We start from the raw sequence: 17,018 nt of genomic DNA, 5'->3' as shown, positions 1-17,018 counted from the left end.
AGTCACAAGTCACAAGTCACAAGTCACAAGTCACAAGTCACAAGTCACAAGTCACTATTTATAAGACCAAATTTTCTGAGAATTGACGAGCTGTATCAGGCAATTCAAAAAAAATAGCTGATTATTTTCCAATACAGAAACTACCAAAGATTTTGCCCAACAAGTCATCCGCACTAAACGCTCCCGTAATCTCACCCAAACTGTTCTGAGCTTGGCGTAAGCTTTCAGCGACTAACTCTCCTGCTTGAAAGACCGTTAACTGCTCGTGCGCCTCTGCTAAAGAGTCGGCTGTGCGCCTAAGTGCATCTATATGACGTGTGCGAGCAATTAGGCTGTTTTCTGGCGGATGAAAACCGACCTTAGCACACAAGGCTTCGACTAAATTATCGATACCAGCGCCTGTTTCACATGAAACATTAACTTGTTCGTAGCCTCTATCTTTGATTTCAGCTTGCGTTGTAGAAGCCGATTTTTCACTACTATTATCGCTCAATAGATCACTTTTATTAGCAATAATTAATAAGAGTTTGGCCTCTGGTAACTCGCCAAATAGTTGTTCTGCAAGCTGTAGTGGTGTACTTTCTTCTTCAACATCGCGAGTCACATCGTAAACCATCAGCAGCATATCAGCTTGGGTAATGGCTGTACGCGCACGTTCAATCCCAATACGCTCTACCGTGTCTTCTGTGTCGCGCAGACCCGCCGTATCGGTAAGATGAAGTGTCAAACCGTTGAGCACCACGGTCTCTTGCAGCGTATCACGAGTCGTACCTGCAACGTCAGTAACGATAGCGCGCTCTTGCCCTGCCAGACGATTCAGCAAGCTTGATTTACCGGCGTTTGGCCTACCTGCTAGGACAACATGGATACCATCACGTAAGAGCTGACCTTGCTTAGCGGTCGCCAATACTTGCTGTATCTTGTCTTGCGTTTGCTCAAGTTTACTTTGTATCACACCGTCTGATAAAAAATCCACGTCTTCCTCATCAGGGAAATCAATCGCAGCTTCAACATGCAAACGCAGATGAATAAGCTGCTCTAATAGCTGATTAATCTTCTGTGAGAACTCACCACTCAGGGAGCGAATGGCACTGCTAGCAGCAGCGGCACTGGTCGCATCAATAGCATCAGCAATAGCCTCTGCTTGCACCAAATCCAATTTATCATTATCAAAAGCACGATACGAGAACTCCCCTGCACCCGCTTGTTTTGCGCCCAACTCAAATACTCGTGCTAACAGTTGGTTTTGTAGAATCATGCCACCATGCCCTTGCAGCTCAATCACATCTTCCCCTGTGAATGAATGCGGGCCTTTAAAGTACAGCACTAATCCTTCATCGATGACTGTACCATCAGCCTGATAAAAACGACAAAAACTGGCCATACGTGGCGTAAAAGCAGACTTACCCGTTAGCGTACAGGCAATCTCATAAGCACGCGCACCCGACAGACGTATAACGCCGACGCCACCACGCCCAAGCGGTGTGGCAATAGCAGCAATCGTGGCCAATCCAGATGCTTTAGGTGGTTCAGATGAATTAGGTACGGTTGACGCCATCTCTAGGGAATCCACAATTACTCTCAATAGCTAAAAACCCCATTATAGACGGCTGGACACAGCCTGACAAAACAAACTTTAAATAGCCATACTTTGCGCTTATTTTATTTCAAGTAAGTGCGAGGTGATAGAAATATCACACATAAAAAAACCACCGCCGTAGCGATGGTTTTTTGTCAATTAACGAGCTACTTAGTCCAATACTTTAACAGTACGACGCTTTTGCTCTTCTTCGACTTTTTTATTGACAATATATTGCTGAGTCATACTGAACAAGTTGTTGACTGTCCAGTAAAGTACGAGACCCGCTGGGAAAAACAACATGAAGGCAGTAAAGATAATGGGTAGGAACTTCATCACTTTCGCTTGCATTGGATCAGCTGGCTGCGGGTTTAGCTGCTGCTGTACAAACATCGAGGCACCCATCAGCAATGGCAAAATAAACCAAGGATCCATCGCCGATAAATCCTGAATCCATAAAATCCAAGGCGCATGACGCAACTCAACACTTTCAACCAACACCCAATATAGCGCTAAGAAGATAGGCATTTGCATCAAGATGGGCAAACAACCTGCCATTGGATTGACTTTTTCTTCTTTATAAATAGCCATCATCTCTTGCGACATCTTCATACGATCGTCGCCATGCTCTTCTTTAAGTGCAGCTAATCTTGGCGCAATAGCACGCATCTTCGCCATTGAGTAGTAGCTCTTGTTTGAGAACCACATCAGAGCAATTTTGACTAAAATCGTCAATACAATGATTGACCAACCCCAGTTACCGATGACTTTATGAATACCATCCAAGATAGCAAATAAAATCTTCGATATTGGCCATAACAAACCATAATCAACCGTTTTATTAAGGCCTACTGCCACGTCTTTTAGCTCAGACTGTACCTTAGGACCAGCGTATAAGATGGCATCTAATGTCACTTGTTTATTCGGCGCGACATTGACAGGCTGACTGTTAAAACCGATGAAGTAATCATCGCCTGCTTCACGGCTAAAGAAAGTAGCGGTAAAGTTTTCAGGTACCCATGCTGATACAAAGTAATGCTGAACAATGCCAACCCAACCTTTATCGCTACTAACAGCTAACTCACCATCGTTAAAGTCTTTAAATTTGAGCTTATTGTATGGATCATCAGGAGTACCCCAAGCACCGCCTAAATAAGTTGCCATACTGAGCGCACCTTTATCAGACATACCTGGATCTTTACTATCATCACGTTTCAACTGGGCAAATAATTGACCTTGCCAAGGTTGTGTAGAGGCATTTTGTATTTGATAGCTAATATCAATCGGATATTTGTTTTGTGTAAAGGTAAAGGTCTTGGTAATGGTCACGCCATCTTTTTTATAAGTGAGCGGTACTGATAACGTCTGTTGCCCTGCTTCCATGACATAGTTATTAGCAGTATGGCTATATTTGGCACGGCCTTCTGCAGTATCAATACCATCTTTACCAATAAGACCAGACTGAGCCACATACACACGATTGCTATTATTTTCCAGCAATACGAAAGGCTTATCGCTATCGAGCGTTGCGTCATACTGCTTAAGAGCAGCATAAACAATATCGCCGCCTTCTGGGTTGATTTTTATATCATAGCGATCGGTGGTAACCGTGATTAGACCAGTGTCTTTCGCAGGCGTTGCTGTCACAGTATCACTAGCCACTGTATCGTTATCAGCAGGCAGTGTCTGTACCGGAATATCACCTGCTGCACCGGTTGTCGAAGGGATGTCAGCACCTACTGAAGTCGTAGTTTCTGGCACCGTATCTACAGCTGGTGCATCGGCATAATCATCTCGCCATGCCAAAATCAGCAGATAAGCGGTGATTAACATCGCAATGATGATCATCACCCGAAATATCTTTTGCATAAACCTTTCCTAGATTAAAAAATTAGGGAATGAAAAATTAGGGCATGTGTCATGACTGTACAGCACAGTTATCCCATGTGTGACAACAGTATTGGTAGTCATTTACATAAAATGTGCATCATTTTACTAAAAATCCGCCTTAAATGATACCAAGAGTGTGGATAACTTGTGGGTAACTAAGTAGATATCAACAACTTCCCAGTTGATAACTTACTCTATGTTAGTTTCATCATGTGGTTCAAGCGAGACACATAGCCTTTACTATCTCTAAAAACATATAAACCTTGAGCTTTGACACTAGCTAGTGCGGTAAAAGGTAAATATTGATAATAATAAGCAGATAAAGGTAGCGGCACAAAATCAATGCCGTGCCCGCCCAGAGGATGACATCTGCCAACACGTTTTAATAATAACCAACTGCCAGCCCAGACTCCATGCCATGCCAAAGCTTGTTTACCATAATTCGAGCAAGTAGGGTAATAGCGGCAACGAGCAGGTAATATAGGACTTATTACCTTTTGATAAAAAATAATTAAATAAATGATTATCTTATAAAATAAATTATTTATATTTTTTAATAAAAAATTCATTTTATTTTTTTTCTATTTTTTTAATAATACTAATTATTTGATTTTTTAATTCTTTATTATCTATATCTTTTATAGATTTTTTAACAATAAAAACGATATCTTTGTTTTCTAAAAAACTAGCCTTGACACGGAACTGCTCACGTATTTGACGTTTGATTAAATTTCGCGCGACAGCAGTAGGAACCTTACGCTTGGTAATAGCCATACCGACTCGTGGCTGCTCGTGATTATTGGTACGCACAAACGCCATTAGATGGCTCTGATGAAGCTTACGCTCAGGCGCATCAAAAACCTCACGGAAGGCTGCAGGCGTGAGCAGGCGCTGCTCTTTGGTGAAGCGGGCATTAGCTGCCACTGAAACAGTATTGGACATAGTACAACCTAGTATAAGAGCTAATAACGATAGCAGAAATAACAACAAAGTACAGAGACAAAAAAAGCGCCGATGTGGGCGCTTTTAATATATGGCTAAGTGTCAGTTGTGGTGATTGACTATCGCAATCTATAAATAATAGAAACACAACAAGCACTATAAGCCATGCTTATCGCAATCTACTGATTATACAGTAAGGCGATGACGTCCTTTAGCGCGGCGACGAGCTAAGACCTGACGGCCTTTTTTAGTTGCCATACGAGCACGGAAACCGTGAGTACGTTTACGCTTGATCACGCTTGGTTGGAATGTACGTTTCATAACTCACCTATCAAAATAATGGACTAAATTCGTAATAACGGAGGATTATACCACCGCATAGAATCTTGGTCAATGAACTAATTTAATCTATGTCTATGCAGACAGGTATTTTGACAGAGAGAATGTCATTTTAAATGATTCATCTTCTATAAAATTAATATTTATAACTAAAAATTAACTGCTCAGATGATCCGTTCAGCAATGAATTTTTAAAAGTTATCCACAGTTTGTTTCGAACTCTATAATAATTAACTATTAATATATATAGATATTGTTGTTATTGGGGGCTTAATTATCTGTGCCTAAGTATATTTTTGTTTTTATTATCAACGTATTATGCTATGGGTAAACCTGTGGATAACCTGTGGGTTAAATATGGATAACTCACCTTTTTGAGTTATCCACAAAACTATCCACAGCCTTATCCCCAAAAAACAAGGTTTTATCCACAGGGTATTTGTGTTAGATTAGCCTCTACTTAATATGTGGCTTCGTATAGTTTACCAATGTGACTTTTGACGGCAATAATTTCGAGCAATATTAAGACCTGCGCAACAGATCACACTGTTAAAACACAAAGATTATTTCAAATTATAGGGTTAGTATTTTTCATGATAGACACAGCAAGTATTTGGGATAAATGTCTAAATGACCTACGGTATAACGTCAAAGACAACGTATTTACTATGTGGTTGAGACCATTGTCAGCTCATCAAGAGGCGCAAACGCTGACTATACTTGCTCCTAATGATTATTTTGTGACTTATATCAAAAAAAACCATTTGCAAGAGATACAACAGCTGGTTGCTAAGCACAGTCAGGGAAGTATCGAAGAGGTTGTTGTGCGTGTTGATAACGCTGGCCGCGATAACGAAGACAACCGCCAATTGCAATCAGGGTCTTTGTTTGAAGAAGATAAGCCCTCCCCTCCCCCTGCAGATCATAAGTTTGAAACCATTCATCATAACAATGCAAAAGCAGATATTGATGCCAATATGCGTCACGCAGAATTGGTTGATTCTGCCGATGCCAAATCGTTAAGTTATCTAAACCCTGACTTTACTTTTGAAACTTTTGTCACTGGTAAATCTAACAATCTGGCCTATAAAGCGTGTTATGAGCTTGGTAAGCGTCAATCAAAAAATCGACACAATCCTTTATTTATATATGGACCTTCTGGTTTGGGAAAAACGCATTTAATGCATTCTGTAGCACATCGCTATTTAAAGAATAATCAAAGTTTTTATTATTTCACTTCTGAAAAATTTATTAATCAATTAGTTTATTCATTAAGAAATAATAAAATAGAAGATTTTAAAAAGAAAATTAAAAAAGTAGATTTGTTGATTGTAGATGATATTCATGTGTTAGCAGGAAAGACCAAAAGTAGTAATGAGTTTTTGACATTATTTGCAGATTTTACCAGTGGCGATAAACAACTGATTTTGGCTTCAGATCGTCACCCCTCGCAAATGACCGAATTCGATGAACGTTTTAGATCGCGATTTTCTTGGGGGTTAACCGTAGCAGTTGATCCACCTGAAATTGATACTCGTGTACAAATTTTGCAAAAAAAGGCAGCTTCATATGGTATGACACTGCCTAAAGAATGCGCATTATTCATCGCTCAAAATGTGGTTTCAAATGTTAGGCGTTTAGAAGGTGCTCTAAATCAAGTCTTTGCTAATGCTAACTTGACGGGCGCACAGATTACCCTTGAAATGGTGCAATATGCGCTAAAAGACATTGTTGCGATGCGTGTGCAAGCTGTGAATATGGATAATATTCGCAAAGTGGTCGCTGAGTACTATGATGTGACTATCAAAGATATGATGGGTCGTAAACGCACGCGCAGTATTGCTAGACCGCGTCAAATAGCGATGGCATTATCGCGTGAGTTGACTGGTGATAGCTTTCCTGAGATTGGTCAATCATTCGGTGGTCGCGATCATACAACGGTGATGCATGCTTGCGATAAAGTTAATGAGCTACGAGCCGCAGATCCTGCCTTTGATAAGGATTACAAGACACTGGCGTTGATGTTGCAAGCGGGTTAGCAGGTCACGGTATCACTATGTTTTAGTGGATTGATATGGTTTATAATATTAAAAATACGAGTAGACAGACAGCGAATGGATTATAGTCAATAGACAGGGTATGATTAAGCCATTATTGTTAAGTTTTATAATAAAAATCATTTAAATAAGAGTAACCAAGCATGCAATTATCGATTAATCGAGAGTCGTTACTAAAAGCCATTAATTTGATCGCCAAGGCTGCTGATAAACGGCACAATATGGTTATTTTGGGCAATATCAAGCTACAGCTATCCGAGTCAGCGCTTATTTTGACAGCTTCTGATTTAGAAGTAGAGCTGACATCGACTTTGAAATTGCCTGCTGGTGCTTGTGTTGAAGCTGGTACAACGACTTTACCTGCAACAAAGTTAAAAGATATCTGTAAATCATTGCCGGCACAAGCTCAAGTCAATCTAGCGACTCAAGCGAATGAGCGCTGTCTGCTAACCAGCGGCAAGAGTCGCTTTACCTTAGGGACATTGCCTAGCGAAGATTATCCGAGTTTGGGCAATCCCGAAAATATCACACCATTGACCATCAGTCGCAATCGTCTTATCGGTTTGATTCATAAAACGCAGTTTGCGATGGCGATTCAAGATGTTCGTTATTATCTCACTGGTATGTTGTTTGACGTGTCGCAACAGCAGCTGACGACGGTTGCAACCGATGGGCACCGATTGGCTTTGGCACGCAGTGTTATCGATGTCAGTGCTGATTTAAATATGCAGGCTATTTTGCCCCGTAAAGCTGTGATTGAGCTGGAGCGCCTAGCCTCTGAGCTAGGAAAAATGCTTGGTGAGCAAGACAATCAGGTCACCTTGAGCTTTGGTCGTGAGTTTTTGCAAGTGAGCTTACCGTTTGGTGACGTTGATAGTGCAGGACAGGTCAATCAAAACCTGATGGTTACTTTCACTGCGCGCCTGATTGATGGGAAATTCCCTGATTATCGCCGAGTGATGCCAAGTAATACGGATAAACTGGCTTTATTCAATCAAGAAAAAATGACGGACGTATTGCGTCGTGTCGCGATTTTAAGCAATGAAAAATCTCGCGGTGTGGTGTTTAATTTTGCCAGCGATGGCATGGTAGAGGTGCGTGCTAATAATGCAGAGCAAGATGAAGCGGTGGAGATGATACAGGCGAAGTATCAAGGTGAGCCAATGGAGCTGTCCTTTAACGCTGCTTATTTACAAGATGTGCTTGGCGTTATTCAAGGTGACTTGCAAATGCACATGAGTCAATCAAACGCGTCGGTGCTAGTCAATCAGCTGAATGATGAGTTCCATCAGTATGTCATCATGCCAATGCGTATATAGTTTCTACAGGTCTTTGACAGCCTTAAGAGCGAGTACTAAAGAAACTCAGTTTGCACTTAAATATTAAGGTAAACAGGGTTTCTTTGATTAGAATCCAGTATTTTAAATTCAAAAATTATTAAACTTTTGCCTATTTTTATAGGTAGATTCAATAGGCGGCTGTCGGTATTATGATTGAACGTCTACAAATATCCAACTTACGCAACCTGACGCAAGTCAATCTACACGCAACAGCTTGCAATGTCATTGTTGGTGCAAATGGTAGCGGAAAGACCTCATTACTTGAAGCCATATTTCTGCTATCAAGAGGAAAAAGCTTTCGTCATCACCAGCCAAAACGCTATATTCAGCACTATCAAAATACAGTGACTGTGTATGCCAATCTCAATGATAGCAGTACCTTAGCTATCCAAAAACAAGCTGACGCGACTACAATTCTACGTTTGAATCAAACCACTGTATATAACCAAAGCATCTTAACTGAGCAGTTGCCAACGCTACTGATAGATCCATCGACGATGGATATGTTAGAGCAGGGTAGTGCTAGTCGTCGCCAGCTACTAGATTGGCTGGTGTTTCACATGAAACAAGGTTTTTATCCGCAATGGCTCGCCTATCAGCGCCTATTAAAACAGCGCAATAGTTTACTAAAAAAGACACGTCATTTGACTCAAGTGCAGCTCGCTGAACTAAAATCGTGGGATAAAGGACTTAGCAATCATGCGGCACTTATTCATCATTATCGCGAACGGATATTCCTAGAGTGGCAGCCTTATTTTGCTGAAAGTATCGCGCAGTTATTGCCCGCTTATGCAGAGCAATTAAGCCTTAGCTATAACGCTGGTTATGATACTAATGTTGCGCTGGATATACAGCTTAATGAGCGCTTAGAGCAGGATTTGCAGCTGGGATATACTCGTATCGGTAATCACCGTGCTGATATTCATGTGCATTGGCGCTCTAATGACTCAACAGCGTCGAATAACAAGCTCTCAGATACAAGATGTGAAGCGGACACTAACCTCAAAGTACCTGTTCTAAAAGAGCAGGCAGCCAATGTGTTGTCACGTGGTGAAAAAAAGCTATTAATCACGGCACTGCGTTTATCGCAACTGCCATTACTGCTAAACACTCAAAAGACTAATGATCTATCAAATGATAGCGCTCATGCTCAGGTGACACCAGTGGTATTGCTAGATGATATTACAGCAGAGCTGGATGATAGGGCGATTGAGATTTTATTATCGACTTTAGCACAGCTGCCATGTCAGGTATTTATGACTAGCTTGACCGACGATATTTTACCTTTGGTCTATCAATATTGGTCAAAACCCAATACGTTTCATGTGAAAGAAGGTCAAATTCTAATTACTACATAATCTCCCTTATATTACTATTTTCTATTTTTCTGTGGTACTTCATATTTATCCTTATCTACCTGCCACTTTTTGATGATATAGACTTATCTTTCAAAGCTGGTTTTATAAGTATAAAACGCTCAGTAAACAGTGACTTAGAGGCAAAAAAATGCTAAAATAGGGCTTTATTTTTGTCCTATTCTCAGCAAGTTGTTTGATGACGTTATATAGGCATTTTTTAGTGTCTGTAAATTTCTAAGTATTTGATAAATATATGTTTTGTTTGCTCTACTGGTTTTTTATAATGTTTAAAAAAAGAAGCCGATATTAGAAAAATGAAGCGCTGATTTGAAACTCTTTTTAAGTCGCTATCAACACTCAAGAATTTTTAGCTAATCCTGTTTTAGCTGATGATGCTTATCAAAAGTTTTGACTATAAAAACTAAGTCTAAAATAACGTTATGAGGCGTCATCGTAGTGGTGCGCTAATAACAAACGGCTGATTATGGCTAGATTAAGGAATGCACATGAGTGATTCATTACCTACCGACCACGAGCAACTGACGTCAGACAGCATTGCTGAAACTACGGCACCAGCGGTGGTTCCTGAAAGTTTACCTTCTGATTATAGCTCCAAAGATATTCGTGTATTGCGCGGGTTAGAAGCGGTACGCGTCCGTCCTGGTATGTACATCGGTGATACTGATGATGGTACGGGCTTACATCATATGGTCTTTGAGGTGGTGGATAACTCTATCGATGAGGCTCTGGCGGGTCATTGTGATCAAATCGATATCATTATCCACGAAGATGAATCTGTGAGCGTCATGGATAATGGTCGCGGCGTACCTGTCGACATCCATCCAGAAGAGGGTGTGTCTGCAGCGCAGGTCATTATGACTGTATTGCATGCAGGTGGTAAGTTCGATGATAATAGCTATAAAGTATCAGGCGGCTTACATGGTGTTGGTGTCTCGGTCGTTAATGCACTATCTAAAAAGCTTGAAATGAATATCTGGCGTGAAGGCTATCACTATCATCAAACCTATACCGATGGGGTGCCTGATGCTGACATTCAGCAGATGGAGCCAACCGACAAGACCGGTACGCAAATTCGCTTTTATCCAAGCAGTGATGTGTTTACTGGTACCATCTTTGAGTACGATATTTTAGCTAAGCGTTTGCGTGAACTATCATTTTTAAACTCAGGTGTACGCATTGTTTTAACTGATGAGCGTATTGATAAGCGTCATGAGTTTGAACACAAAGGCGGCTTGTCAGAATTTGTTAGTTATATCAATGCTGGTAAAGATGGCATCAATGAAGTCTTTCATTTTGTGAGTGAGCAAGATGACGGCATCAGTGTCGAAGTGGCATTGCAGTGGACAGATACGTATAACGAAAAAGTATTGTGCTTTACCAATAATATCCCGCAGCGTGATGGTGGGACGCATTTATCTGGTTTCCGCTCAGCACTCACGCGTGGCCTAAACAGCTATATGGATCGTGAAAATTTATTCAAAAAAGAAAAAGTAGTCGCAACTGGCGATGATGCTCGTGAAGGTTTGACCGCGATTGTGTCGGTAAAAGTACCTGATCCAAAGTTCTCTAGTCAAACTAAAGATAAACTGGTTTCGAGCGAAGTGAAATCTGCTGTTGAATCAGCGATGCATGATAAGTTTAATGATTATCTATTAGAAAATCCAAGTGCTGGTAAGGCTATTGCCAATAAGATCATCGATGCGGCGCGTGCCCGTGATGCGGCGCGTAAAGCTCGTGAAATGACCCGTCGCAAGACCACGTTAGATATCGCTGGTCTGCCCGGTAAGTTAGCAGATTGCCAAGAAAAAGATCCGGCATTGTCAGAGCTGTATATTGTGGAGGGTGACTCTGCAGGTGGTTCAGCGAAGCAGGGTCGTAGTCGCAAAACCCAAGCGATCTTGCCATTAAAAGGTAAAATTCTTAACGTTGAGCGTGCGCGTTTTGACAAAATGCTGTCTTCTGCTGAAGTTGGTAACCTCATTACTGCGCTTGGTTGCGGCATTGGTCCAGACGAATATAATCCGGACAAAGTACGCTATCATAAAATCATCATCATGACCGATGCGGACGTTGATGGTTCACACATTCGTACCTTGCTATTGACCTTCTTCTTCCGTCAAACGCCTGAGCTGATTGAACGTGGTTATATTTATATCGCCCAGCCACCGCTATACAAAGTGAAAAAAGGTCGTCAAGAGCTATACCTAAAAGACGACGAAGCACTTAAAGCGTATTTATTGTCCTCAACGATTGATAATACTAAGCTGCATATCAGTGCGGATGCCCCTGCTATTACGGGGCAAGCGCTAGAAACACTACTAAATGACTATAACCAAACGCAGCTGATCAAAGCCCGTTTGCAGATTCGTTTCCCAGCTGTGTTATTGGATGCGTTGACGCATACGCCGAAGCTTAGCACTGATATGACTTATGATTTGCCTGCGATGCAAGCTTGGAAAGACGCTATGCAAACGCAGCTTGATCATTTCGGTAGTGATTTGAGTCCTGAGATTGAACTGGTTAATATCCATGCGCCGCAACCAAAAAATATGGACGCTGCTGCCGCTGATTTATTGGGTATGAAGCCTGCTGTGGAAACTATAGATGGTGAGGCGTCTGATAGCGAAGTGTTATCTGCCAAAGCACAATGGTTACCACGCATTACGGTTTATGTACACCAGTTAGCACATCATTACCTTCTAGATGCGAGTTTTATCAATTCGAGCGAATATAGCAAGTTGCTGCGTTTGTCTGCTGAGTGGAATACCTTGCTTGCAGAGGATGCCTTTATCCGCCGTGAAGCAACAGCGGGAACCACCAAAGATATCCCAGTACGCGATTTTGATTATCTCTGGCAGCAGATGATGCTTGATGCGCGTCGTGGTTTGGCCATTCAGCGCTATAAAGGGCTGGGTGAGATGAACGCAGATCAGCTGTGGGATACCACGATGGATCCTGAAAACCGTCGTATGTTACGGGTGACGATTGAAGATGCGATTGCTGCTGATCATATGTTTACCTGCTTGATGGGTGATCATGTAGAGCCACGTCGTATTTTCATTGAAGAAAACGCATTGACGGTGTCTAATTTAGATATCTAGATTGGACATAAAAAGTTGCTAAATAATTATTAATAGATGAAAGAAACCGCCGCTTTGGCAATCAAGGCGGTGGTTTTTTAATGTTAGAATTGTTTCATGTGAAACTCACAATAATAAGCGAAAACAAGATGATTGAAGTCATATTACTGGCCATTGCTCTTGCGATGGATGCGTTTGCCGTTGCGATTGGGCTAGGGGCTAAATCGCAAAAACAAAATCGTCATTATGTGCTACGTTTGGCGATTTATGCGGGTTTATATTTTGGTATTGCGCAGGGGGTGATGCCGCTGATTGGTTATCTATTGGGTGCAGTATTGCTAGGCTGGTTGGCGACTGCTGCACCGTGGATTGGCGGTGGTATACTTATTCTGCTTGGCGCTAAGATGTTATATGAAGCTTTTAATGGTGATGTTGAAGCGGTATTAGAAGACAGTTTTGATGAGAATATACAAGAAAAAATTAATCATCGTATGATGTTTACATTGGCTATCGCTACCAGTATTGACGCGATGGCAGCAGGCTTTACCTTAAACTTACTGGCACTTAATGCGTGGTTAGCGTGCTTCATCATCGCTATCGTCACCGCTGGTTTTAGTGTTTTTGGCATTTATTTGGGTAAAAAATCAGGTACTCACCTTGAGGATAAGGCAGAGGTGTTAGGTGGTATAGTGCTTATATTAATTGGACTAAAAGTGATGTTTTTCAGCTAAATAATGGCTTTATATTACTTTCTTTCTAATAAAAAACACCGCTATAACTTTTATAGCGGTGTTTTTGTTTCACGTGAAACTTTAGAAGATTGTTTTCTCAGTCACTGCGTTTTGTAGCAGTTATATTTTCTAGTAACTACATCTTCTTGGTAGTTATGTTTTCTCAGGACTGTATGTTCTAAGAACTATATTTTCTAAAAGCTATGCTTCATCCGTATTAAAACGCCAAGCTAGTACACGGGTATTCTTTTGACCTTGGCTCATCTCGATGATACGCATCTGCGCGACATCAAGCTGCTTCAATAACAGTTGTAACGGTTTCACGTTTTCAGACTTAGAAACTAAAGTGGTGAACCAGCCCACGTGCTCGGCAAAGTCTTGACTCTCTTTCATCATCTTGGTCAAAAAGGCAATCTCACCGCCCTCAGACCATAGCTCTTTATGCTGACCGCCAAAGTTTAGGTTTTGCGCGGCATTACCAGCCTTGGTTGAGTGTCGACTGATTTGTTCGTTTTCATTCTTACCGCGATGTCGTTGTAAATTATGCTGCTTACGACTATTGGCTTCCATCGCTTCTTCTAATGAGGCATGGAATGGCGGGTTGCACACCACCACGTCAAAGTAGTCTTGGCGACCGATGATGTTTTTGAAAATAAATTTAGGTTCGGTCTGTAGTTTGACTTTAACCGCACTTTTTAGCTTTGGGTTGGTTTCACAAATCAGCGCGGCGGTATTGACCGAAATAGGGTCGATATCAGTGCCGGTAAAGCGCCAACCGTAGCTTTGACTACCAATAATGGGATAAATCGCACTGGCACCCGTACCGATATCTAAGGCGTGAATTTCTTTGCCAGTGGGCGGTGTATTGTCTTTATTGACATGCGTGGTTTGCGCAAGCAAATCGGCAATATAATGGATATAGTCGGCACGACCAGGGATCGGCGGGCAGAGATAGCCTTCAGGAATGTCCCAAAATTTCACGCCATAATAATTCGCTAGTAGTGCCTGATTGAGCACTCGTACCGCTTGATGATCCGAGAAATTAATCGTCGACTCACCTTTAGGATTGGTAATGGTGTGCTTGGCAAGCTCTGGTAAGGCACGAGTCAATGCTACAAAGTCATAGCGACCTTGGTGCGGATTGCGCGGATGCAGTTGACCGAGTTTTTTGGCGGTCTCAGGTGATCGGTTTCTGTGATTGTTGGCAGTCGGGCGACGGTTCATAGGCTTACTGGTCATAGTATCGGGCTTTGATGTTTGAATATAATGCACCATTTTAGCAGATTTCACGAGTCACTAGCGTCTTATCGACTACGTAAAATCAGATTTAATCCCAATATTATCATCGCTGTACCCAATACGCGGTCGATCCAATGTTCAAAGCGCTGAAAGCGACGATGAATGGCAGGAATAGACAGTAACATCACCACCGTGCTAAACCATGCCATCTGCAAGACCATCATCCATACGCCATAAATAGCCAGTTGCCACAGCGGTATATCGGGTGATAGTACGAGGGTAAATATCGCGACGAAATATACTGGCGCTTTGGGATTAAAGACATTGCAAAAAAATCCACGGCGCAACGTGGCAACGGTAGATTCGGTGTGAATAGATGCACTTTTCTTAGACAATTTTCTAGGGGAAGGGCTTTTGGCAGAAAGGGTTGCTCCGTTCTCTGTTTTTGACACATCAACAGATGTATTTTCTGTCGTTGTTAATTCTGCTGGCTGTTTAGGTTTGGCTTGAATGCCTTGCCATCCCAGATAAATAAGATAACTACCGCCCAACCATTTAATCGCGGTCAATAATGGCTGCGAGTGGGCAATCAGCGTAGCTAGTCCCAGCACCGAGTAGATAATGTGTACGGCAAGACCCAAGGTAATACCAAGACTACAAATCAAACCAGTACGTCGACCTTTGGCTAAGGTCTGCTGCGAAACCAACACAAAATCAGGCCCTGGTGAGGCGGCGGCCAGCAAGTGAACGCTCGTGATCAGCAAAAATCCGTGCCAAAACTCCATAAAACCCTCTGTACCCTATCTAGTCTGAATCATAGTTGCACTTATCGCAAATGAGGTCAACTTTTATCTATTATCGCGCCATTCGAGTCATTGCTATCGCTTGTGTTATCGCTATATGGTGTCTATATTAAAAGGTGGATGAAAAGCAGGTTTATCGACAAATCGCTATAAATAAACCATCAAGATTCGATAATATAACCATTTAATATAAAAAGTTATTTTAACAAGGACAGCACCATGACTACGGACAGTAATACACAAGACAATCGCATCACTTATGACACAGACGGCACTATCTGCCTGATTGGGCTAGACCGTGCCAATAAACGCAATGCCTTTGACAGTCATATGATTACGCAGTTATCTGACGCCCTGACCCAATATGAAGACGATGATCATTTACGCTGTGCGCTCATCTTTACGCATGGCGATCACTTCACCGCTGGGCTAGATCTGGTCGAGCTGCAAGACAAGCTAAACGATGGTGTGTTTGAGTTTGATGACAACCAAATTGACCCGTGGGGCATTAGCGGACGCTTACGTACTAAACCTGTGGTCGTAGCGGTAAAAGGCACTTGTTTTACCGTGGCTATCGAGCTGATGCTAAATAGTGACGTGGTCATCGCCAGTGATAACTGTAACTTTGCCCAAATGGAAGTCCAGCGTGGCATCATGCCATTTGGCGGGGCGACGGTACGGTTTGTCGCGGCGGCAGGCTGGCAAAAAGCCATGCCATATCTACTCACGGGAAAAGCATTCGATGCGCAGACGGCTGATCGACTGAACTTAGTCAGTGAAGTGGTGGCAAATGGCACTGAATATGAGCGTGCATTGACGCTAGCACAAGAGATCTGTAAAGCTGCGCCGCTAGGCGTCAGAGGCGCGCTGTCATCAGCGCAAGATGCGAGCCGTAACGGGGCAGCGACGGCACTGGCCAATATCCATAGCTATCTACCGCCACTCTTTCATTCAGAAGATGCCAAAGAGGGCGTGATGGCGATGGTTGAGAGAAGGGAAGCTGAGTTTAAGGGGAGGTAAGGAGTTTTTAAATGGACATTGAACAAAGAATCTAATCAATTACTTGATGCCAAAAAAAAACATTCTCTTATTTGCTGAGCCGATGTCTTCAAAATCTATATTTAGATTATCGGTAATCAGCTTTTTTCTGACATCGTTAGATGCCCTAATAAGATGTTTTTTGAAATCTTGTCCATTGTGAGCTAGTTCTTTGCTGTAATAATTAGTATATCCTGAAATAAGTCTATTGAAATAAGTATCAAGTTCAGAATAACTTGCTTTATTTCTTAGCTTTCGTTTTACTTTAGACATTGTGTTGAAACTACGAATTCTCTCTTCAGTCATATAAAAAACTGTCTCGGGTATCTGGAGCGTATAAGATTCTTTACTAGGTTGATAGATTACTTCAAATCCTAAATAAGAAAATTCTTTTTTAAAGCCAAAAATTTCTGTTTTATGAGAGCCATTTGGCTTTTCAATATCTAAATTCATCCTCTTCAAAAGATTGCGTACCTCTTCCTTCAACACGGCTACTTTGTCATATGAACTACCAAAAATTAGGAAGTCATCAGCATAACGTATATATACCCCACTCTCAACTTGAAATAAGCAAATCAAACTGAAGAGGCGGGTTACCAAG

At 41.8% G+C, this 17,018-nt stretch carries 14 protein-coding genes; 6 read left to right on the top strand and 8 right to left on the bottom strand.

The genetic code is table 11. The annotated features are described in order from the left end of the window. Positions 1-121 precede the first annotated feature (121 nt). From mnmE to rpmH, 5 genes are all read right to left on the bottom strand, one after another. Positions 122-1,558, bottom strand: a complete 1,437-nt coding sequence (gene mnmE / locus JFC10_RS14510; RefSeq protein WP_198333448.1) for a tRNA uridine-5-carboxymethylaminomethyl(34) synthesis GTPase MnmE — start codon at positions 1,556-1,558, stop codon at positions 122-124. A gap of 192 nt (positions 1,559-1,750) precedes the next feature. Further along, complete coding sequence (gene yidC, locus JFC10_RS14505) at positions 1,751-3,448, bottom strand: membrane protein insertase YidC (protein ID WP_198333447.1); 1,698 nt, start codon at positions 3,446-3,448, stop codon at positions 1,751-1,753. 215 nt (positions 3,449-3,663) lie between these two features. Continuing rightward, on the bottom strand, positions 3,664-4,038 hold the full coding sequence (gene yidD, locus JFC10_RS14500) for a membrane protein insertion efficiency factor YidD (protein WP_198333446.1): 375 nt from the start codon (positions 4,036-4,038) through the stop codon (positions 3,664-3,666). Position 4,039: 1 nt separating this feature from the next. Continuing rightward, the gene (gene rnpA, locus JFC10_RS14495) at positions 4,040-4,411 is read right to left on the bottom strand and encodes a ribonuclease P protein component (protein ID WP_198333445.1); all 372 of its coding nucleotides are present in this window, start codon (positions 4,409-4,411) and stop codon (positions 4,040-4,042) included. 186 nt (positions 4,412-4,597) lie between these two features. Further along, positions 4,598-4,732 carry a 50S ribosomal protein L34 gene (gene rpmH / locus JFC10_RS14490; RefSeq protein ID WP_007394757.1) on the bottom strand — a complete coding sequence of 45 codons (135 nt, stop codon included), beginning with the start codon at positions 4,730-4,732 and terminating at the stop codon, positions 4,598-4,600. A 611-nt stretch (positions 4,733-5,343) separates the two neighbouring features. Between rpmH and dnaA the strand changes: the two genes are divergently transcribed. The 5 genes from dnaA to JFC10_RS14465 all read left to right on the top strand — a co-directional run bounded on the left by dnaA (position 5,344) and on the right by JFC10_RS14465 (position 13,337). Beyond that, positions 5,344-6,789 carry a chromosomal replication initiator protein DnaA gene (gene dnaA, locus JFC10_RS14485; RefSeq protein WP_198333444.1) on the top strand — a complete coding sequence of 482 codons (1,446 nt, stop codon included), beginning with the start codon at positions 5,344-5,346 and terminating at the stop codon, positions 6,787-6,789. A 161-nt stretch (positions 6,790-6,950) separates the two neighbouring features. Continuing rightward, entirely contained in the window at positions 6,951-8,126 is a 1,176-nt protein-coding gene (dnaN, locus tag JFC10_RS14480; RefSeq protein ID WP_198333443.1) for a DNA polymerase III subunit beta, read from the top strand. A 170-nt stretch (positions 8,127-8,296) separates the two neighbouring features. Continuing rightward, the gene (gene recF, locus JFC10_RS14475) at positions 8,297-9,505 is read left to right on the top strand and encodes a DNA replication/repair protein RecF (RefSeq protein WP_198333442.1); all 1,209 of its coding nucleotides are present in this window, start codon (positions 8,297-8,299) and stop codon (positions 9,503-9,505) included. Between the two features lie 506 nt (positions 9,506-10,011). Then, positions 10,012-12,627, top strand: coding sequence for a DNA topoisomerase (ATP-hydrolyzing) subunit B (gene gyrB, locus JFC10_RS14470; protein ID WP_193012544.1), 2,616 nt, complete (start codon positions 10,012-10,014; stop codon positions 12,625-12,627). Between the two features lie 128 nt (positions 12,628-12,755). After that, complete coding sequence (locus tag JFC10_RS14465) at positions 12,756-13,337, top strand: manganese efflux pump MntP (RefSeq protein ID WP_198333441.1); 582 nt, start codon at positions 12,756-12,758, stop codon at positions 13,335-13,337. 201 nt (positions 13,338-13,538) lie between these two features. On the opposite strand, the gene rlmF is transcribed toward JFC10_RS14465, so the two are convergent. Then, positions 13,539-14,576: a 23S rRNA (adenine(1618)-N(6))-methyltransferase RlmF gene (gene rlmF, locus JFC10_RS14460; protein ID WP_198333440.1), complete on the bottom strand. Its 1,038-nt coding sequence runs from the start codon at positions 14,574-14,576 to the stop codon at positions 13,539-13,541. A gap of 65 nt (positions 14,577-14,641) precedes the next feature. After that, entirely contained in the window at positions 14,642-15,361 is a 720-nt protein-coding gene (locus JFC10_RS14455) for a LysE family translocator (RefSeq protein WP_198333439.1), read from the bottom strand. Positions 15,362-15,598: 237 nt separating this feature from the next. On the opposite strand from JFC10_RS14455, the gene JFC10_RS14450 reads away from it, so the two are divergent. After that, on the top strand, positions 15,599-16,399 hold the full coding sequence (locus tag JFC10_RS14450) for a crotonase/enoyl-CoA hydratase family protein (protein WP_198333438.1): 801 nt from the start codon (positions 15,599-15,601) through the stop codon (positions 16,397-16,399). Between the two features lie 39 nt (positions 16,400-16,438). On the opposite strand, the gene JFC10_RS14445 is transcribed toward JFC10_RS14450, so the two are convergent. Beyond that, a partial coding sequence (locus JFC10_RS14445) for an RNA-dependent RNA polymerase family protein (RefSeq protein ID WP_406947887.1) occupies positions 16,439-17,018 on the bottom strand: 580 nt, incomplete at its 5' end.

The sequence above is a fragment of the Psychrobacter aquimaris genome, assembly GCF_016107525.1.
GTDB classification, from domain to species: Bacteria; Pseudomonadota; Gammaproteobacteria; order Pseudomonadales; family Moraxellaceae; genus Psychrobacter; species Psychrobacter aquimaris.
Note: the sequence above shows the minus strand (reverse complement) of the source record. Positions and strands in the feature narration are given on the sequence as shown.